We start from the raw sequence: 19471 nt of genomic DNA, 5'->3' as shown, positions 1-19471 counted from the left end.
ATGTTATTTTTCTTTCCTTTGTACCAATTTTATCGTAGATAAGGTTGCAGTACAACTTCTTCCCTTTGTTGCTGTCCTAGGAAGAGACACAATTAGTGTCTCCCTTTTACACTCTGTATAGAATTAGGAAGAAGTGTACACACTCCCCTCGGGCTATGGCATCGGTCTAGATGCTTGTGCCTCATTATTCATAGTATGCTATCGGAGGTAATGCCAGTAGCTCTTGTATCGTAGATTTTTGTACTAGTGGCTCCTTCGGCTAAGGCTCTTATAAGGCTCTTAAGCTGGGAGCGTCAGTAGTGAAACATATTAGTAATATTAAACTCAGAAAATGAATTTCAAGAAGATGCTGTTGCCCTTGTTTGGGGCATTCGCTCTGATCGGATGTAGCAAGGAATCCGTAGAGCCTCGTGAACCTCTTCACTCGGAATCTGATCCCGTAACTATTTCGCTCTCACTTGAAGGCTCTGCTGAGGGCGCTCAATCACTGCGTGCAGTGAGCTTTGACACGAACCACGATGCTCCTCGCACGACGAATGATGCTCTCTCAAGCTGGAAGACGCACTGCTTCCTAAGCAATGAGGCTGGTACGAAGAAGGCTTATGCCGAGATCGACTGGGACGCTACGATCGTTGACGGCAAGGTCAAGCTCAAGATGCAGGGGCATACGCTGACTCTGAAGCCGATTGGCTCTGCATCCGAAGATCTAGCCGAAGAAAACAAGCCTGTCGCAGGTGAGCGTTGGACGATCACAGGTATCACCGGTGGTGGTAAGCTCAATGCTGACAGAACGCAGGTTGACTTCTCTTCTGATGAAGCGCTTGACAAGGATCTCAAGCCCTATCAGGTACGTATGCCTTTCACCTTCGATAAGGTATCCTTCACTGTCGCTGCTGAAGTAGGCGAAGCTGCTCCTAAGGTCTCTGTAGACTTCAAGCCTCAGGGTACGCTTCTAAATATCAAGGTAAGCAACAAGACGAGACAGGCAAGACACGCCATTGACGTGGACGATTCGGATCTAAAGGTCTTCTCTAACGCTCTCTCTAACGCTGGTTACTACGACTATTCTACTGGCGAAACTAAGTGGGTCTTCACCCATGAAGCAGCTGAAGAGGAGACGATCAGCCGCTCTGTATCTGTAGCTGTGGATGCTACACAGAACTACCTGCTGTGGGGTATGCCTCGTCCTGAGTCTGCTAAGCCTGCTGAAGGTTTCCGCTCGGAGATCTCTCTCGGTGACTTCCACATCTTCGCTGCAGGGTCTAATGCTGACGCTCCTAAGGTTCGTACTCAGGGCTATGCTACAGCTAAGGCTTATCACTTGGGTATCGATGTCAATCGCTGGATGATGCCTATCGAGCACCTTGTCACCACTGGTGCTCCTGATCATCGTGTGAAGATCGTTAGTGGTCCTACGTCCAATCTTACTCAGATCGACCCTGTCGCCACTACTGCTACTGATCCCGTCTATTATACATTCGACGAAGCTATCAATGCTCTGAATAAGGGGATCCTACTTGATGGTCGTAAGTACCGTATGTTCACCTCTGGCGAGCTAGCAAGTCTCTTCCCTGGTGACAATCTTAAGGATAGTGACAGAATCCACATTGGGCGATATTCTCTGAAGGATACAGGTGTTAAGCAGGTTGAAGCGGAGGAATTCACCTTTGTGGGCGAGTCTAAGCCAAGAAGAGCAACAGCTACCTACAAGGCAGATGGCACTCATACGATATATGCATCTCGCTTCGAGAACCTCCCTGGTCGTCACTGTGCTTATCGCTATCAGTTCTCTGGTCAGTACCTCACCATCACGTGTCGTTATCTAGGTAATCAGGCTGTCCCTGCGATTAGTGAAATTGCTACGGATAACTACTGGGATAACAACAATGCTGAGGATATCAAGGCCTCCTTCCGTATGCTAGGTCGTAAGGATTATGCTTCTGGTCCAGTCAGAATGTTTGGTGACTATGGCTTCATCTGGAACTCTACGGAGATTCCTGCTCGGGTTAGTGGAACTCCTACTTCTATCTATGGACGTGGGGTCAACTTCGAGCCTATAACGTCTCGTGAGCAACTGGGTATTCCTACGGGGAAGATTGATGGTGTTTCATATAACTATAAGAGCTGGCCTTGTCTGATTTCCCTTACTCCCCGTCGATAAGGGTAAATAACTCGAGACCATCCTAAGCACCAATCGCTGGCAGGGCCAGCTATGCAGTCGCAGGTGATGGATCATACAACTGCGAGAGGAGCAGGGCAATTCAGTTTGCCATGCTCCTCTTCTTTTTGTCCTTGACCTCTGTCGGTGTATCCTCTCGTGAGCTTGTAGAGAGGGAGCCACCGACGCTCTATTTATGAGGGTAGCTCTCGTTCGTAGTAGGCTGTCTGCCTCTTGGGGAAAGAGTAGAGCCTCTCGTATGCTCTGCTGAGGTGGGGGATTTCATAGCCATGTAGCGATAGGGGCGAGGGAAGAGTCGTATCTTTGTGCCCCAAAGACTATGATGAAGTACCTCCACTCTCTACAAGCCTACCTCTCGGAGCAGTCCTCGACCTTGGGACAGCTCTTTCGCATAGGTACCCCCATTATCCTAGGCCAGCTGGGGATCATATTCGTGAACTTCGCCGATACGATCATGATCGGTAAGTATCATACGGATGCGCTTGCTGCAGCCTCCTTCGTGAATAATATCTATGCACTCTTCTTCATCCTCGGGCTGGGCTTCTCTTATGGCCTCACTCCGCTCATAGCGAAGGCACATGCCCGCTCAGATGCTACCCGTCTGGGGCGACTACTCCGTCATAGTACTCAGCTCAATCTCCTGATCACTCTTGGGCTCCTATTGTCCCTCCTCGGGATCTATGCGGGGATGGATCTTTTCCGTGTGCCCGAGTCGCTCGTCCCCCTTATTCGGCCTTATTTCTTCCTACAGCTTACCTCGCTGGTCATCTTCATGGCTTCGGCTGGGATGAAACAGTTCTTCGATGGGATAGGGCGAACGATGGTGCCCATGTGGATCATCCTTAGTTCTAATCTCCTCAATATCCTCGGGAACTACCTTCTGATCTTTGGGAAGTGGGGCTGCCCCGAGTTGGGACTCTTCGGGGCGGGACTCTCTACGCTCCTCTCCCGTATCTATATGCTCGTGGCACTCTGGGTCGTGCTCCATGCCAGCCGAAGTCTACGTGCCGTCTATCGAGCTTGTCTGGAGCGTCGCTTCCTGCCAGCTTACTTCGGTCGTCTTTTCCGCCTAGGTCTCCCGATCGGGATACAGACAGGGGTAGAAGCTGGGGCATGGACCTTCGCCGTCATCATCGTTACACCCCTCGGGGAATATCCCTTAGCTGTCCATCAGATCGTCTGCACGCTCACCAATCTGGGCTTCCTCGTCTACTATGGCATCGGAGCTGCGACGACGATCCTCGTGAGTGCCGCCCATAGTCGGGGAGACCAAGGGGAGATCCGCCGAGTTGTGCGAAGTGGATTGCTTCTAGCCGAACTCGCTGCCTTCGTCGTGCTCCTTGGGATCATCCTCACCCGAGACTCCCTAGGGTATATCTTCAGTGACGATGCAGAGATCATCTTGATGACGGCCCTTGCTGTGGTGCCGATGGCGCTCTACCAGCCTGCCGATGCTCTGCAGGTCATCTATAGCAATGCCTTGAGAGGTATGGAGGATGTGAAGCCCATGGCACTCTATGCCTGTATGGTTCACCTAGGTCTAGCTCCTTGCCTGAGTACGCTCTTTGGCTTCGGCCTTGGTCTGGATGGTGGAGCGATCCAGCTCACGGCGATCTGGTCAGCCTTCCCGATCAGCCTGCTTGTGCTAGGGCTCCTCTTGAGAGGACGCTTCAGGCGGATCGTTGCTCGCCTCGCTTAGCCGAAGTTTTACTACCCATTCATGGGTCGCGACGGGAACCCATGAATGGGGTATTCCTGCGACCCATGAATGGGTCACCCGAGGGAGCCATGTATGGGGTAGGAGCGTCTTCACCACGTTGAGCCCCCGTCTTCGATAGCTCCACTCCGTGAGGAACGGGCTCATCAGCCAAGCCGACAATATCATTATCTTTGTAGAAAGTAATCATATACGACAGATGCAGCACCCATTATCCATCTATAATACGCTCCATCGCAAGAAGGAGCAGTTCATCCCGCTCCAAGCCCCCCATGTGGGACTCTATGTCTGTGGCCCTACGGTCTATGGAGATGCACACCTAGGGCATGCCCGCCCAGCGATCACCTTTGATATCCTCTTCCGCTACCTCATGCACTTGGGGTACAAGGTGCGCTATGTGCGTAATATCACCGATGTAGGTCACCTCGAGCATGATGCCGACGAAGGCGAAGACAAGATCGCTAAGAAGGCCCGTCTGGAGCAGCTGGAGCCGATGGAAGTCGTCCAGTACTACCTCACCCGCTACCATCAAGCTATGGATAAGCTCGGTGTACTACCTCCGAGCATCGAGCCCATGGCCTCGGGGCACATCATCGAGCAGATAGCGCTCACCCAGCAGATCCTCGATGCAGGCCTAGCGTACGAGAGTGGTGGGTCGGTCTACTTCGATGTAGAGAAGTACGACAAGAGCTTCAACTACGGCGAACTCAGCGGCCGTCGTATCGAGGACATGCTCTCCAATACTCGAGAGCTCGACGGGCAGAGTGAGAAGCGAGGCCCGCTGGACTTTGCTCTCTGGAAGAAGGCACAGCCTGAGCACATCATGCGCTGGCCTAGCCCTTGGGGCGAAGGCTTCCCTGGCTGGCATGCCGAATGTACGGCGATGGGTCGTAAGTACCTCGGGGAGCAGTTCGACATCCACGGAGGTGGCATGGACCTCGTCTTCCCCCACCATGAGTGTGAGATCGCACAAGCGAAGGCCTCGCAGGGGGGTGAAGCGATGGTGCACTACTGGATGCACAACAATATGATCACCATCAACGGGCAGAAGATGGGTAAGTCACTGGGGAACTTCATCACGCTGGATGAATTCTTCACGGGTGAGAATAAGCAGCTGGATCAGGCTTACAGCCCGATGACCATCCGCTTCTTCATCCTCAGCGCTCACTACCGTGGTACGGTAGACTTCAGCAACGAGGCTCTGAAGGCAGCTGAGAAGGGGCTCCAGCGTCTCCTCGATGCCGATGCCCTCCTCGACGGCCTCCAGCCTTCGTCCGAGACCAGCCTCCCTGAGGCTCGTGGACTGAAGGAACGTGCCTATGCCGCCCTCAATGACGACCTAAATACGCCGATCGTCATCGCAGAGCTCTTCGATGCTACCCGCATCATCAATTCTGTCCATCACAAGCAGGCCACCATCACGGCCGAAGATCTAGAGGAGCTACGCACGAGCTACCGTCTCTTCCTGCATGACCTGCTGGGCCTCAGAGACGAGCGCCTCAGCGAAGGAGCTTCGAGCGATGCCTTCAAGGGGGCTATTGACCTCCTGCTCTCCCTCCGTCAGGAGGCTAAGAGCCGTAAGGACTGGGCTACCTCAGACAAGATCCGAGACGAACTCACCGCCCTCGGCTTCGTGATCAAGGATACGAAGGAGGGCACCGAATGGTCGCTAGCCTAGAGCCCTATGCGCTATAGCTTCATCATCCCTGTCTACAACCGCCCTGATGAGATCAGAGAGCTCCTAGAGAGCCTCACTCAGCAGGAGGTCTTCGACTATGAGGTCGTCATCGTGGAGGATGGCTCTCAGATCAGTAGCGAGCAGGTAGTGGAGAGCTTCCGCTCTCAGCTCCCGGCCCTGCGCTATATCGCCGTACCCAATGGAGGACCATCGAAGGCACGCAACCTAGGAGCACGAGAGGCTTCTGGGGAGTATCTCCTCATCCTCGACTCCGATGTGGTCCTTCCCTCGGGCTATCTGACGGCTGTAGACAAGTATCTGGAGCGCTATCCAGTAGATGCCTTCGGTGGACCTGATGCCGCTTCGGATGACTTCTCTCCCGTGCAGAAGGCGATCAACTATGCGATGACTTCGCCCCTGACTACGGGCGGGATCCGTGGGGGTAGTGCCGATGGGATGGAGAAGTTCAAGCCCCGTAGCTTCAACCTCGGGTGCCGTCGCTCGGTCTACCTTCAGCTCGGGGGCTTCGACGAAGGGATGCGCTTCGGTGAGGATATAGACTTCAGCCTGCGCCTTCTGGAGCAAGGCCATAGCACAGCACTCATCTCTGAGGCCTTCGTCTACCACAAGCGTAGGGTAGACTTCAAGAAGTTCTTCAAGCAGGTGCACAACTCAGGGATCGCTCGTATCCACCTCGAGACACGACACCCAGGGAGCACCCGACTAGTACATCTCCTACCTGCTCTCTTCACGATCGCTTCGGTGGTAGCCCTGCTTGTTAGGATCGGACATGTAGGCTTGCTTTTGCTCGCAGTCATCTTCTTTGTCGATGCTTACCACCGAGCAGGTCGCTCGCTCAGTGTAGCTCTGCTGGCTCCAGTAGCCTGCTTCATCCAGCTCTGGGGCTATGGCTCAGGCTTCCTCAGAGCTTGGTGGGGGAAGTACGTGCTACGTAGAAGGGAGTTCATCGCCTTCAAGGATAATTTCTATGAGTAGGGGATCGGATCGCACCATACATCTCCTTAGCCTCTTCCTAGTGCTTCTTGTAGCCTTCGCCTCTTGCCGGCCGAAGGTGCAGACGACATCCCTCGGGGAGGTCGTCATCCCTAATCATCTTACCTCTGCTCGAGAGCGACAGAGCTACCTCATCGATCACTATTGGGATCGTGAGGAGGCTCAGCCTACGACCTCGGATAGCCTCCTTGCCCACAAGGTCAAGGACTTCTGTGGCCTGATCCAAGGAGCTCCTACCGCTCAGGTGCGTCGTAGCCTCCTACGCTCTCTGGAAGCCTTCGGAGATGAAGGCTTAACTCTTGCTCTCTCTACCTACCGAGATCAGCTCTTCCGCCCCGAGAGCCCGCTCTATGATGAGCGTCTCTATAGCTTCATCCTCGACTGGGAGCGGAAATCCATGAAGATCGACTCTGCCCGACGGGTAGAGGCTCTGCTCGCTCTCGTACGGCTCCAGCACAATCGGGTAGGCTCTACCGCTCAAGACTTCCGCTTCTATACGAACGATACGAGCCTCATGAGACTCTCCGAGGTCAAGGCTCCCTATACGCTCCTGCTTCTACAGGTTGATTCGGATCGACATGAGCGTACGTGGGCTTCCGAACTCAAAGCTGATAAGGCACTCCAAGGACTGATCCAGAAGCGTACTCTTCAGCCCCTGGTGATCTATACGGGTCAGATGAGACCCGACTCCCTCCAGCGTAGCCTCTTTGCTGGGGCTATCCTTGGCCCAGACTCTGCAGGGCTCATCGCTGTGCAGCGTCGCTATGACCTCTCCCGAGGCAGTGTACTCTATTTACTTGATCAGAAGAAAACCGTCCTCCTTAGGAATACCACCATACCTAAGGTGGCCTCTTACCTGAACATCTATGAAAAGCAAACGACTCCTAAACGAACTCCTTGATTACATCGAGCTTTTTGAGCAGTCCTTCCCTGATGAAGAGGAGCTCAGTCTGAAGAGCTTCCTCGTCTTCGTCCAGAGCATGCAGGAGGGAGAGCACGCGCTTAGATCTTCCTCCCCAGATGCTCCTGCTGCTCCACGTCCTTCGCGTAGTCCTCGGGAGGTATCCATTGCCCGCCACCTCAGCCTCCTACATCGCTACTCCAAGGGCTATATCAAGCGAGCACTTTTCGCCTCGCAGCATCTGCAAAGCGAGGAAGAGTACTCCTATCTCGCTAGCCTATTCAGCGGAGAACCCCATTCCAAGACCGAACTCAATAGCCTCAACGCTATGGAGAAGACCTCTGGTGCAGAAGTCATCCGTAGGCTTGTAGCTAAGGGGTTGGTCGAAGAGCGTCCTGATGAACGAGATCGAAGGAGTGTGCTCGTCTCCATCACGCCGAGTGGACGTGCTGAGCTGATGAAGGTCTTCCCCCAGCTGCACACGGCGGCTCAGCTGATCTCCGCCCCACTGGCGGAGCGACAGCAGGCGACCCTCGACTTCCTGCTGCACTATCTCTGTGACGCTCTCTCTACGCTCCCTGTGGCTAAGAATGATACAGACCTAGGCGAACTGCTTCGCCACTTCAAGCCAGACTCCTCCCAGCATCATCGCCCCGAGATCTAGGGTAAGTACTTGCCCCGAGGTCTTATACGTTGCTAAGAATGACTATCTTTGCCTACCTATGTTACTCCTAGAGCTATTCTTTACCCTAGCCAAGGGAATACTTATCGGGATCTTGGTATCGGCTCCTATGGGTCCTACTGGTCTACTCTGTCTGAGAGAGACGACACGTGGCAGACGCCGTGATGGCATGCTCGTAGGGCTTGGGGCAACGCTTAGTGACCTAGTCTACGGGCTCATCGCTTACTGGGGCGTGGGGATCGTGCTGAACCTGCTGGATCAGTATAGTAGCTCCCTTCGCCTAGGAGGAAGTATCCTCATCCTTGGCTTCTGTGTCATCCTGCTGACGCGTCATGTCTCGCCAGCAGACGACGAGGAGCCAGCTCCTTCGCACCGACTCAAGTCCGCCTACAGTGTGAAGAAGGTCTCGGGAGCATTTGCTCTCACCCTCTCCAATCCCTTCATCATCCTGCTCTTCCTCCCCCTCTATGCTCGACTAGAGTTCGTGCGAGCTGTGAAGCTTCAGTTCATCGAGTTCTTTGTCGCCATGGCAGGTATCGGTATTGGTTGCATGCTCTGGTGGACCATCTTGACCTACATCGTCAAGAAGCTCTCTGCACGCTTTGGGATGAAGAGCTTGGAGTGGATCAATAGATCCGTTGCTCTGGTACTCATCGTCCTCGCCCTAGTCGGCATCTACTCTTCGATCTTCGAGTAGATCTATACCCCTTACCTTATTCATCAGACTTAGCTCATGAAGCAAGCATATATCCCCCGCATCGAGCGGAATGGACACCCCCTTTCCTCCTTCACCTCTGTACTCAGAGAGCAGGGTGAGCCTCTCTATATCGATACGCTCAACTGGCGTAAGGACTTCCCTCATCGCCCGCTTGTCGCTGCCTATCTAGGCTACGATGCGGATGCCCTCTATGTCACCTATGTCGTAGATGGTGAGGACCTCCGTACGCTCTCCTCAGGGGATGGCCACTATGTCCATGAGGATAGCTGTGTCGAGCTCTTCATGCAGCGTGGAATAGGGGAGTCCTACATCAATTTTGAATTCAATGCGGCGGGAGTCTGCTATGCTGCCCACCATCAGTCGCCCTCGGAGAGTACGCTCTTGAGTGCAGAGGAGTTTGCCAGCATTGAGCGATGGGCGACGCACCTCGGAGAGCAGGGGCTAGAGCAGACGGGACACTACAGCTGGGTGCTCACCGCCGCTCTCCCTTGGACCACGATGGGCTATCCCGAAGGATCGCTTCCCGAGAAGCTATGGGCAAATCTCTACAAGTGTGGGGACAAGACGGCTCACCCTCACTTCCTCAGCTGGGCACCGATCGAAGAGGAGAAGCCCGCCTTCCATCGTCCACAGTTCTTCGGCGAACTGATCCTACACCCTTAGCCTTCACCTGACAGCTATGCGGCCTCGTCTGCCACTAGTCTTTACCTCCCTCGTCTTAGCGCTCTTCGTCACCCTCCCCCTAAGGGCTCAAGGTTTGACACCGAGGGATGAGGTACGCCGAGACTCTCTTGATCAGCTACGGAAGGAGTTGGTGCGAGCTAATGAGGCACTTCCCAAGTATGGGATCCCCCAGATAGATCGCCTCTTCCGCTATGAGCCACAAGATCCCTACAACAATAATCGAGGCTACGACTTCCTCCATGCAATAGCCGAGAGTCGGGCACGCAACCGAGCTTCCTCAGAGGGCTCTCAAGGAGGACCTCTTTCCACACTGCTGTATCTAGCGGTGGGGAAAGACTTTGATCTAGGGAAGTGGCAGATAGGTGTCGATGGCTTGATCTATATGCTCCCCGAGTCCAATCCGATCGACGGGCAGTGGCTCGGCTATGAGGTCCAGTTCGTTCGTCATCTCGGGACGGGACGCAATGTGCGCTGGCGCTCATCGAATAACTATACCCTTGGCAGTCGCCATTGGTACACGGAGAATCACCTGCTCCTCTATTATGCTCCTCAGCTCAATGGCCTCTTCCTCCTCTCCGCTGGACATACCTCTCGAGAGACGGCTCATCTGACCCCCGAAGAGATCTATCGAGGCTACTTCGGCTCGCTGCTAGGAGCTAATAGCCCCATAAGAGACTATGTCAAGGACTTCGCCCTGCTACGCAATCGGATCAGCTTAGGGCAAAGCATCGATCTCTCGACCTCCCTCCTCTATGAGGATCGTAAGCCACAGGCTTCCCTGCCCCTAGAGCATCACCGAGCACTCATTGCTTCGGGGCAACTCCTTTGGGCTCCCTCCTTCCTCAATGCTACGGAGTCAGGTATTCCCATCCCCATAGGCTTCCGTCGTGAGCTTGGGCTTGTCTACAAGCAAGCGATTGATCCTCGCTCCTCGAGTACGGAGGGCATCCCCTATAGTCGCTATCAGCAGCTAGAGGCCTTCCTGCGTGGGACGATCCTCTTCGACCGAGACAATAAGCTTGATATCAAGCTCCTTGCTGGTACCTTCCTCAGCCAGCAGAAGCTCTCTCAGAGCGATGAGAAGTTCTTCCCTACGCTCTCCCTCCTAGGGAGGGTGCCCCTCCGAGATGGTTGGGCAACTCTATCGCCCTTCTTCACCGGAGGAGATGGCTGGACGACTCAGGAGCTTCACTTCAACTCCAATAACCTCCTCCTCTCTCGTACCAAGGGTATTGGTGAATTCTTCCGCATGGATGAAGCGATCCATGCTCGTAATTTGCTCACTAGGGATGGGCGTGCCTTCAGCGAACTAGGTTATTCTCTAGGCTGGGGAGATATGGCTCGCTTTGGGCTGTTTGCTGGCTGTGACTGGACGAACTCCCGAGCGCACGTAGCTTTCCGTCTGAGCCTCCCTGTCCTTTGCCTTGCCTCTGGCTGGAGCGAGCGACGCTAACTAGCCGTCCCCTCAGAGGTAGCTAGCCATTATCACTTAGGGCTTACTGTTCTCACCTAGGGCTTTCCATTCTCAGGTAGGGAATGAATTAGCTCATTGCTCCCTCTTTCTTTCCCTAGGTTCTTCGAGATCAGATACCTCGGTCAGGTGCCCCTATTTAGATACAAAATAAGCTCCCCCTCATCTCTCTAGGATGAGGGGGAGCTTGTTTATTTGGAGTTGGTCTACCGGACCTAAGCCCCCAGGGCCTATGCCATGTAGAGGGAGGGGACTAATCCTTGAAGACGTGTGGGCGGACGATAGCTCCACCACGTTCCACAGCTTCGATGTTCATCGGGATGAGGCTGTGGTGGCGAGGGGGAAGGGACTTCTCTAGTCCACGGCGGATACTATCGATGGCGATCATGGGGCGCAGCTTGAGGAGAGCCCCCAAGATGAGCATGTTGAACACCTTAGCATTCCCCATGGCCATAGCTTCGTCCATCGCTGGGATCTCGTAGTATTCGATATCGTCTCTGCGAGGGATGCTGTGGATCCCGTTGGTGTCGAAGAGGAGGATGCCACCGGGCTTGACTCGTGGGCAGAACTTGTCGAGCGAAGGCTGGTTGAGAGCGATCACGACATCATAGTTCTGCACGAGGGGGGAGCTGACAGCAGTGTCGCTGATGATCACGGTGACATTGGAGGTACCACCACGCTGCTCAGGCCCGTAGGATGGCATCCAGCTGACTTCTTTGTCCTCCATCAGCCCAGAGTAGGCTAAGATCTTACCCATGGAGAGTACACCTTGCCCTCCGAAGCCTGCGATTACTAGTTCGTAAGTCATCTCTAGTCGTGTATGAGGATTAGATATTCTTGATGTCACCGAGTGGATACTCTGCGAACATGTGCTCAGCCATCCACTTATTAGCAGCGTCGGGGCTTAGCTTCCATCCCGTGTTACAGGTGGAGACGATCTCGACGACAGAGGTCCCCTTGCGGTCGAGCGAATTCTGGAAGGCCTTGCGTAGTGCCTTCTTCGCCTTCATCACTGCCGCCATGGTGTGTACCGCTTGTCGGGTGACATAGCATGTACCATCGAGGAGTGCAAGGAGGTTGGAGATCTTCAGGGGATAACCATTGAGTTCGCTATTACGACCCTGAGGAGAGGTAGCTGTCTTCATGCCGAGGAGCGTGGTGGGAGCCATCTGTCCCCCAGTCATGCCGTAGATCCCGTTGTTGATGAAGACGATGACGATGTTCTCTCCACGGTTACAAGCGTGGATGGTCTCAGCTGTACCGATGGCAGCGAGGTCACCATCCCCTTGGTAGGTGAAGACCATCTTCTCAGGGTTCAGACGCTTGATGGCGGTGGCTAGAGCTGGTGCACGACCATGGGCCGCTTCCTGCCAATCGATGTCGATGAACTTGTAGGCGAAGACCGCACAGCCCACAGGGGCTACACCGATGGTCGACTCCTCGAGGCCCATTTCTTCGATGACCTCAGAGACGAGCTTGTGCACGACTCCGTGGCTACAGCCTGGGCAATAGTGCATTTGCACATCATTCATCAGCTGAGGCTTGGCATAGACCAAGTTCTCAGGTGTGATCTTATCTTGGATATTGATCTGTTCGTCCATTATAGTAGAGCGCTTGGGAGCTTAGCTCTTACGAGAGAAGAGCATCTGCTTGATGTAGTAGATGATGCGAATGACTATCGCCGCTATACCTAGGCTCTGGAAGAGTAGGGGATAGGTAGACCGACAGAGGAAGAAGGTCACGATCGAGGCAATAGCCAGGACGAAGAACCATAGTTGCAGAGCAAAGTCTATGCGGTCTGCTTTGGGGCGACGGGCATTCTGATCCATATTACTTGTTGATGAGGAGCTTCTTGAGGTTGTCGAGGATCTCATTGGGGGAGAAGAGCATCCCACCCATACGACCGTAGTGCTCTACGGGTACTCGGCCATTGACGGTGAGGCGTACGTCCTCGACCATCTGTCCTGCGTTGAGCTCGGGGACGAGGAAGCCCTTGACATGGCTGCAGAGTGCATCGATCTCCTTCTTGGGGAAGGGCCACAGCGTGATCGGACGAAGGAGTCCGACACGAAGACCTTCCTCACGAGCAAGCTCTACTGCCTTCTGACAGATACGAGAGGACGAGCCGAAGGCCACCAGCACGTAGTCTGCATCTTCGGTCTGGGTCATCTCTACACGGACCTCATTCTCTTCGATGAGCTTGTACTTGGCTTGGAAGCGTTCGTTGTTGTGCTCCATGACCGAGGACTCCAGCTCAAGGGAGGTGATGATGTTGGGAGCACGCTTCCCCTTACGGCCTAGGGTAGCCCAAGGGCACTGCTCACGGATCTCGTCGTCGGTACGGCGAGGTGTGAACTCTGGGAGGCGAACCTTCTCCATCATCTGGCCGATGATCCCGTCAGCGAGGATGATGGCAGGGTTGCGGTACTTGAAGGCGAGCTCGAAGCCTAGAGGCACGAAGTCAGCCATCTCCTGTACGGAGTTAGGAGCAAGGGTGATGAGGCGGTAGTCTCCGTGACCTCCGCCCTTGACGGTCTGGAAGTAGTCTGCTTGGCTAGGCTGGATCGTCCCAAGCCCAGGGCCACCTCGCATGACGTTCACCAGCAGACAGGGGAGCTCTGCACCAGCTAGGTAGCTGATCCCTTCTTGCTTGAGGCTCATACCGGGGGAGGAGGAGGAGGTCATGACGCGCTTGCCACAGCCAGCGCCGCCGTAGACCATGTTGATCGCAGCTACCTCACTCTCAGCCTGCAGGACGACCATCCCCGTGGTATCCCATGGATGCTCAGCGGTGAGGGTCTCTAAGACTTCTGATTGGGGAGTGATGGGGTAGCCGAAGTATCCATCCGTACCCGAGCGGATAGCGGACAGAGCGAGGGCTTCGTTGCCCTTGAGTAGTTTGATTTCTTCTGCCATGATGGTGTTTGCGTGTTTAAGTGATGGGGTGAATAAGAGTTAGTCTTTCCATCGATAGACGGAGATGCACCCATCGGGGCAGACGGTGCCACAAGCTGTACACCCGATACAGTCTGTGAAGTTCTTCAGGCGGGCATAGTGGTAGCCCTTGTCATTGACATCCTCTGGATGAAGCTCGATGACGTGTGTCGGGCAGGCGACGACGCAGAGATCGCAGCCCTTGCACCGATCGACGTTGACCACTATAGTCCCTCTTGTCTTGGCCATAGCTTTAAGTAATAATCGATTTAAGTTGCTTCTGTGTGCACATACTCCGTGTGGGTAGACCTGTGCAAGTCCATTAATTGGGGACTCAGAGGGATCGTGGGATCTGCAGACTGAGGAGCCTCAGGTGTGTAGTAAGCCGTTTGAATGAGCTAGTTGAGCAGTGATATAATCTCCTTGCCGGTGTGAGGCTCTCCCCACCACAATGTCAGTCCGTAGGCGCTGGCACAGGGAAGGGGTGCTAAGAGCAGAGACCTCTCTACCCACAGAAGTATACCACAAAGTAAGAGAAAAAACGAGAGAAAAGCAATGATTTTACCCTAAGAGAACACAATGATTCCTGCATGGTCATAGGGCTTCTGCGTATCGGTCAAGCCAGCTCGGAGGTCTGCCTTTTGGATGGATGTTTTAGATGGCTGTGTTTCAGCCCTAACCAGACGCTCAGATAGAGCCCCAGCGTAGGGGTAAAATAAAACCTACTGTGGGTCGCCTTTGCGACCTACGGTAGGTCGTCTCACCGATCCACAGTAGGTCGTTCATGCGACCTACCGTAGGTCGTTTTGGAGGGTCTTGTCAGAGCTTATTTGCCAAGGGTGAAATAGCCTTCGCACGTACAGCTGTCCTTCGGCTGATGTGGGATGAGGAAACTACTTGATAATCAATCTTTACTATAAAGAATAGAAGCAAGGATGCCCTCTCGAGAAAGAGCCTTCATCGATCGTCTCCCTCTTAGGGATCTATCTCCTGATTATCATGTGTCAGTCCAGCCGTTCACAGCCCTCGCTAGATGGGTGGTTTTTAGTATCTTTGGGTGCAAATTGCTATTCTGACTCGTACATAAGATTAAGATAACTACGTGGCAAGTCAAGTCTCCACCTCTATTTCACGCTACCTGCGCACCTCTGGCCCTATCTTCGGGGTGATCATCCTCTTCGTCTTCTTAGCCTTGGCTTATTTTGCCCCTGCGGTCTTCGAGGGGCGAGAGCTCTTCCAGCAAGATGTCGCTGGAGCTAGTGGCAATGCTTCGGATGTCTATAAGTATATGGAGTCCTCAGGGGAATTCTCCTACTGGACGAATAGCCTCTTCGGAGGAATGCCCATGTACCAGATCGCTCCCTCATACCCTTCGGTAGGGATTATCCGAGGGATCCAAGATGTGCTGACGCTTCAGTGGCCCTTCTGCCTCTTGCCCGGCTATAGCTGGCTTCTCTTTGCGATGCTCGGGGGCTTCTACCTCTTCATGCGAGCTCTCCGAGTGGACCGCCTTCCCTCGGTCCTCGGGGCGATCATGTGGACGTTCTCCAGCTACTTCATCATCCTGATCACGGCTGGGCATATCTGGAAGCTCATGACGCTGGCCTTCATCCCTCCGACCATCGCTGGGATCATCCATTCGTATCGTGGTCGCTATCTCTTAGGGGGAGCACTGACAGCACTCTTTGCGGCCCTGCAGATCCTGTCGAACCACGTGCAGATGAGCTATTACTTCGCCTTCCTCATTGTCTTCATTATCCTCGGATATTTCGTCGAAGCCCTTCGTGAGAAGAAGCTCCGCACCTTCCTCCTCGCCTCAGCTGTCACACTCTTCTCTGGGCTCATAGCTCTTGGGATCAATAGCTCCAATCTCTACCATACCTATGAGTACGGGCAGGAGACTATTCGTGGCGGGAGTGAACTGACTCCTCTTCCAGCCGCCGATGGGCAGAAGCAGGTCGAAGCTAACGCCAAGGGGCTGGATAAGGAATACATCACGGCTTGGAGCTATGGCAAGGCCGAGACCTTCACGCTCCTCGTGCCCAACCTCTATGGGGGAGCCTCTGAGTACCTAGCTGATGACCCCGAAGTCCTCGAAGATGTACCCGCAGAGTACAAGGAGATCATCGGTGGTATGAACCACTATTGGGGCGATCAGCCTTTCACAGCGGGACCCGTCTACGTGGGTGCCTTTGTGCTCTTCCTCTTCATTCTCGGTGTGATGAAGGTCCAAGGCCCTCTGAAGTGGGCGCTCCTTGGGGGGACGATCTTCTCGATCGCCCTAGCTTGGGGACACAATATGATGTGGCTCTCCGATCTCTTCATCGACCACGTACCGCTGTATAATAAGTTCCGCACGGTCTCCTCAATCCTCGTCGTGGCGGAGTTCACTATCCCTGCCCTTGCTGTCTTAGCTCTGGTGCAGTTCGTCCGAGAGCCCAAGACGATCCTTCAGGATAAGGTCGCTCTCTACGTTAGTCTCGGTCTGACTCTCCTGCCTTGCCTGGTGCTGTGGCTCTTCCCTCAGTCCATCCTTGCGCTGATGAGTGGACAGGAGCAGGAGATGTTCCGCCAAGCGATGGGACGCAGCCAGCTCCCCGTCGCAGCGATCATGGCTAGTCTGAAGGAAGTGCGTGCTGGGATCGTCGCAGCAGATGCCCTTCGCTCTGCTGGGATCATCCTACTCTCCCTCATCCCTTGCTATCTCTATGCCCAAGATAAGATCAAGAAGGCTCCGCTCTTCGCTCTGCTTGGTCTCATCACTCTGGCAGACCTCTGGCTGGTAGATAAGCGGTACCTCAACGATGACCTCTTCATCCCTAAAGAGAGTGTCGAGGCGCAGGCTCGCCCCGTGACTCCCGTCGATAAGGCGATCGCCCAAGATACCGATCCTCACTATCGAGTGATGAACCTAGCGATCAATAGCTTCAATGATGCGACGACCAGTGCTAACCACCGCAGTGTCGGGGGCTATCACGCAGCTAAGCTTCGTCGCTACCAAGACCTCATCGAGCGTCAGCTTGCACAGAATAATCCAGAGGTCTACAACATGCTCGATACACGCTACTTCATCTTCTTGGATAAGGAGCGTGGACTGATGTACCAAGAGAATGCCGATGCCTTCGGTCCAGCTTGGTTCGTAGATACCATTCAGTGGGTCGCTTCAGCAGACGAAGAGATGGCTGCACTTGATACGACAGCGCTTCGCCATACTGCACTTGTTGATAAGCGCTTCAGCTCCGAACTTCAGGGCTACAAGGCTGCTTCTAGATCCCTAGCGGCAGTAGATAGTCTCTCTGCACCCGCTGGGCAGGCTTCCATCAAGCTCCTCTCCTATACCCCCAGCATGGCGAAGTACCAAGTCTCGACCGATGAACCCCGTCTCTTGGTCTTCTCTGAGATCTATTATCCCCACGGCTGGCATCTGATGCTCGACGGCAAGCAGGAGCTCCCGATCGTGCGAGCCAACTATGTCCTTCGAGCCGCCTACATCCCTCAGGGAACTCATGAGCTGACTATGACCTTCGATCCAGCTTCGATCCATCGTACCGAGCTCATCGCTAAGATCAGTACAGGACTTCTCGTCCTCCTCCTTCTGGCCTCCGCCCTCCTGCCTCTACTGAGACGAGGGAGGAAGGACGCTGGATCCGAACCAGTACATAACTAATCCTTCATTATATCTCAATCAGAAATGTCTAAGCACGTAATTGCAGTTGCCCTCGCTTCGGCAGCTGTCCTCCTGGCCGGTAGTAGCTGTAGCCAGAAGCTTCGTCCCATGACGGCAGACCTGGTCAAGGCTGAGCCCCAGCCTCTCGAAGTAGTAGGTGGGAAAGTCCCCGTGGCTGTCCACCTCACCTTCCCAGCGAAGTGGTTCCCCAAGAATGCCGTCCTCACCGTCGTCCCCATCCTCCGCTACCAAGGTGGCGAGAAGTGGGCTGCTGGTACGACTTTCCAGGGTGAGAAGGTCTATGGTAATGACCGCATCGTCTACTATACCAATGGCTCGAATGCTACGGTGAACTTCTCCCTGCCCTATGTCCCTGCGATGGCTAAGAGTGAACTCTACCTCAACTTCAAGGGAAAGCAGGGTAGCCGTGAGGTCAAGCTCCCCGAACTGAAGGTCGCTGATGGTGTCATCGCTACCGAAGCTCTTGCTACGCTGGCAGGTGTGTCGCCCGTCATCGCTCCTGATGGCTTCCAGCGTATCGTCAAGGAGGCTTATGATGCTAACATCATGTTCCTCATCCAGCAGTCCAACGTTCGTACCTCTGAGCTCAACAAGGATGAAGTCCAGGAGTGGAAGTACACCGTGCAGAATGCTAAGGAAACTCCTAATCAGGAAGTCTCCGTAGAAGTGCAGGCTTATGCTTCTCCCGATGGTGGTAAGGAGCTGAATGAGAAGCTCAGTGCTTCACGTGAGAAGAATACCACGGCTAAGCTCAAGAGCGACTTCAAGAAGCAGAAGATGTCGGATGTCGAGATCGATGCTCACTATACTGCTCAGGACTGGGAAGGCTTCAAGCAGCTCGTCGAGCAGAGCAACTTCCAAGACAAGGATCTCGTGCTTCGTGTCCTAAGCATGTATCCAGACCCCGAGCAGCGTGAGCATGAGATCCGCAATATCTCTGCCGTCTTCAGCAAGCTCGCTGACGAAGTCCTGCCTAAGCTCCGTCGCTCTCGCCTCATCGCTAACGTGAAGATCATCGGTAAGAGCGATGCTGAGATCCAGGAAACGCTAGCCAAGTACCCCAGCGCACTGACCGTCGAAGAGCTACTCTACGCTGCTACTCTCACGGATGATGCTGCGCAGAAGGAGAGCATCTACAAGCTCACGATGCAGAAGTATCCTAAGGACTACCGCTCGTTCAACAATGTCGGTTCACTCTGCCTACAGCGTGGTGACTATGAGTCTGCTCATGTGTGGTTCGATCGTGCTCTCAAGCTGAAGGACAATGCTGAAGCTAAGGTAAACCTTGGTCTCCTTGCCCTCAAGGATGGTGATCTGTCGAAGGCTACTTCGCTCATGGCTGAAGGGAGCGCTCTCCCAGGTGTCGGCGATGCACTCGGCTACCTCTACCTGCGTCAGGGTGACTATGCCAAGGCTGAGACGGCTTATGGCGATGTCACGACCAACAATGCTGCTGTAGCTCAGATCCTCAACCGCAACTACAGCAAGGCTGTGAAGACCCTCGAAGCTATTGCTAAGCCCGATGCTACGACGGACTATCTTCGTGCTATCGTCGCTGCTCGTATGGGTGATGCTTCGCTTGCTATCGCTTCACTCCAGAAGGCTCTGCAGAAGGATCCAAGCCTCGCATCCCGTATCGACTATGACCTCGAGTTTGCTCGCCTACGTGGGATGAGAGACTTCACGCAGCTCCTCCGCATGCACTAGTCTAATCTCCCTATATACGAAGGCACTGGGCCGACTACCTCCATCGTGAGGTAGTCGGCCCAGTGCCTTTGTGTAGAAGTCTGAGGCTTCGTGTGGTT

At 54.2% G+C, this 19471-nt stretch carries 16 protein-coding genes; 11 read left to right on the top strand and 5 right to left on the bottom strand.

All coding sequences use genetic code 11. The annotated features are described in order from the left end of the window. Positions 1 to 331 precede the first annotated feature (331 nt). The 9 genes from Q0336_RS08265 to Q0336_RS08225 all read left to right on the top strand — a co-directional run bounded on the left by Q0336_RS08265 (position 332) and on the right by Q0336_RS08225 (position 11026). Positions 332 to 2161, top strand: coding sequence for a hypothetical protein (locus Q0336_RS08265; protein WP_298527660.1), 1830 nt, complete (start codon positions 332 to 334; stop codon positions 2159 to 2161). 337 nt (positions 2162 to 2498) lie between these two features. Then, positions 2499 to 3878 (top strand): MATE family efflux transporter, encoded by a 1380-nt coding sequence (locus Q0336_RS08260; RefSeq protein WP_298527657.1) that lies wholly within the window; start codon positions 2499 to 2501, stop codon positions 3876 to 3878. Positions 3879 to 4095: 217 nt separating this feature from the next. Further along, positions 4096 to 5574 (top strand): cysteine--tRNA ligase, encoded by a 1479-nt coding sequence (gene cysS / locus Q0336_RS08255; protein ID WP_298527654.1) that lies wholly within the window; start codon positions 4096 to 4098, stop codon positions 5572 to 5574. A 6-nt stretch (positions 5575 to 5580) separates the two neighbouring features. Continuing rightward, positions 5581 to 6570, top strand: a complete 990-nt coding sequence (locus tag Q0336_RS08250; RefSeq protein WP_298527651.1) for a glycosyltransferase — start codon at positions 5581 to 5583, stop codon at positions 6568 to 6570. Next, positions 6563 to 7489: a DUF5106 domain-containing protein gene (locus Q0336_RS08245; RefSeq protein ID WP_298527648.1), complete on the top strand. Its 927-nt coding sequence runs from the start codon at positions 6563 to 6565 to the stop codon at positions 7487 to 7489. The genes Q0336_RS08250 and Q0336_RS08245 overlap by 8 nt, the downstream gene beginning before the upstream one ends. Then, on the top strand, positions 7455 to 8153 hold the full coding sequence (locus Q0336_RS08240) for a winged helix DNA-binding protein (RefSeq protein ID WP_298527646.1): 699 nt from the start codon (positions 7455 to 7457) through the stop codon (positions 8151 to 8153). Before Q0336_RS08245 ends, Q0336_RS08240 begins: the two co-directional genes overlap by 35 nt. A 58-nt stretch (positions 8154 to 8211) precedes the next feature. Next, positions 8212 to 8868 (top strand): LysE family transporter, encoded by a 657-nt coding sequence (locus Q0336_RS08235; RefSeq protein WP_298527643.1) that lies wholly within the window; start codon positions 8212 to 8214, stop codon positions 8866 to 8868. A gap of 36 nt (positions 8869 to 8904) precedes the next feature. Beyond that, entirely contained in the window at positions 8905 to 9552 is a 648-nt protein-coding gene (locus Q0336_RS08230; protein ID WP_298527640.1) for a carbohydrate-binding family 9-like protein, read from the top strand. A gap of 16 nt (positions 9553 to 9568) precedes the next feature. Beyond that, on the top strand, positions 9569 to 11026 hold the full coding sequence (locus tag Q0336_RS08225) for a DUF5686 family protein (RefSeq protein ID WP_298527637.1): 1458 nt from the start codon (positions 9569 to 9571) through the stop codon (positions 11024 to 11026). 271 nt (positions 11027 to 11297) lie between these two features. On the opposite strand, the gene Q0336_RS08220 is transcribed toward Q0336_RS08225, so the two are convergent. Genes Q0336_RS08220 through Q0336_RS08200 form a run of 5 tightly spaced genes read right to left on the bottom strand, consistent with a single transcriptional unit; the run spans position 11298 to position 14227 of the window. Beyond that, positions 11298 to 11852 (bottom strand): 2-oxoacid:acceptor oxidoreductase family protein, encoded by a 555-nt coding sequence (locus Q0336_RS08220; protein WP_298527634.1) that lies wholly within the window; start codon positions 11850 to 11852, stop codon positions 11298 to 11300. 19 nt (positions 11853 to 11871) lie between these two features. After that, positions 11872 to 12633: a thiamine pyrophosphate-dependent enzyme gene (locus Q0336_RS08215; RefSeq protein ID WP_298527765.1), complete on the bottom strand. Its 762-nt coding sequence runs from the start codon at positions 12631 to 12633 to the stop codon at positions 11872 to 11874. A 33-nt stretch (positions 12634 to 12666) separates the two neighbouring features. Next, on the bottom strand, positions 12667 to 12873 hold the full coding sequence (locus Q0336_RS08210; protein WP_298527631.1) for a hypothetical protein: 207 nt from the start codon (positions 12871 to 12873) through the stop codon (positions 12667 to 12669). Between the two features lies 1 nt (position 12874). Further along, positions 12875 to 13960: a 3-methyl-2-oxobutanoate dehydrogenase subunit VorB gene (locus Q0336_RS08205; protein WP_298527628.1), complete on the bottom strand. Its 1086-nt coding sequence runs from the start codon at positions 13958 to 13960 to the stop codon at positions 12875 to 12877. Between the two features lie 39 nt (positions 13961 to 13999). After that, entirely contained in the window at positions 14000 to 14227 is a 228-nt protein-coding gene (locus tag Q0336_RS08200) for a 4Fe-4S binding protein (protein ID WP_298527626.1), read from the bottom strand. Between the two features lie 853 nt (positions 14228 to 15080). Between Q0336_RS08200 and Q0336_RS08195 the strand changes: the two genes are divergently transcribed. Beyond that, positions 15081 to 17645, top strand: a complete 2565-nt coding sequence (locus tag Q0336_RS08195; RefSeq protein ID WP_298527623.1) for a hypothetical protein — start codon at positions 15081 to 15083, stop codon at positions 17643 to 17645. A gap of 24 nt (positions 17646 to 17669) precedes the next feature. Further along, positions 17670 to 19373 carry a hypothetical protein gene (locus Q0336_RS08190; protein WP_298527620.1) on the top strand — a complete coding sequence of 568 codons (1704 nt, stop codon included), beginning with the start codon at positions 17670 to 17672 and terminating at the stop codon, positions 19371 to 19373. The last annotated feature ends 98 nt before the right edge of the window (positions 19374 to 19471 follow it).

It is taken from the genome of uncultured Porphyromonas sp., from assembly GCF_938039215.1.
Lineage (GTDB): Bacteria > Bacteroidota > Bacteroidia > Bacteroidales > Porphyromonadaceae > Porphyromonas.
Note: the sequence above shows the minus strand (reverse complement) of the source record. Positions and strands in the feature narration are given on the sequence as shown.

What these genes read in the sequence shown, in the direction of transcription:
- Q0336_RS08245 (WP_298527648.1), top strand. Translation starts at nt 6,563, where the DNA reads ATGAGTAGGGGATCGGATCGCACCATACATCTCCTTAGCCTCTTCCTA.
- Q0336_RS08250 (WP_298527651.1), top strand. Translation starts at nt 5,581, where the DNA reads ATGCGCTATAGCTTCATCATCCCTGTCTACAACCGCCCTGATGAGATC.
- Q0336_RS08190 (WP_298527620.1), top strand. Translation starts at nt 17,670, where the DNA reads ATGTCTAAGCACGTAATTGCAGTTGCCCTCGCTTCGGCAGCTGTCCTC.
- Q0336_RS08260 (WP_298527657.1), top strand. Translation starts at nt 2,499, where the DNA reads ATGATGAAGTACCTCCACTCTCTACAAGCCTACCTCTCGGAGCAGTCC.
- Q0336_RS08220 (WP_298527634.1), bottom strand. Translation starts at nt 11,852, where the DNA reads ATGACTTACGAACTAGTAATCGCAGGCTTCGGAGGGCAAGGTGTACTC.
- Q0336_RS08240 (WP_298527646.1), top strand. Translation starts at nt 7,455, where the DNA reads ATGAAAAGCAAACGACTCCTAAACGAACTCCTTGATTACATCGAGCTT.
- Q0336_RS08200 (WP_298527626.1), bottom strand. Translation starts at nt 14,227, where the DNA reads ATGGCCAAGACAAGAGGGACTATAGTGGTCAACGTCGATCGGTGCAAG.
- Q0336_RS08210 (WP_298527631.1), bottom strand. Translation starts at nt 12,873, where the DNA reads ATGGATCAGAATGCCCGTCGCCCCAAAGCAGACCGCATAGACTTTGCT.
- Q0336_RS08265 (WP_298527660.1), top strand. Translation starts at nt 332, where the DNA reads ATGAATTTCAAGAAGATGCTGTTGCCCTTGTTTGGGGCATTCGCTCTG.
- Q0336_RS08225 (WP_298527637.1), top strand. Translation starts at nt 9,569, where the DNA reads ATGCGGCCTCGTCTGCCACTAGTCTTTACCTCCCTCGTCTTAGCGCTC.
- Q0336_RS08205 (WP_298527628.1), bottom strand. Translation starts at nt 13,960, where the DNA reads ATGGCAGAAGAAATCAAACTACTCAAGGGCAACGAAGCCCTCGCTCTG.
- cysS (WP_298527654.1), top strand. Translation starts at nt 4,096, where the DNA reads ATGCAGCACCCATTATCCATCTATAATACGCTCCATCGCAAGAAGGAG.
- Q0336_RS08235 (WP_298527643.1), top strand. Translation starts at nt 8,212, where the DNA reads ATGTTACTCCTAGAGCTATTCTTTACCCTAGCCAAGGGAATACTTATC.
- Q0336_RS08230 (WP_298527640.1), top strand. Translation starts at nt 8,905, where the DNA reads ATGAAGCAAGCATATATCCCCCGCATCGAGCGGAATGGACACCCCCTT.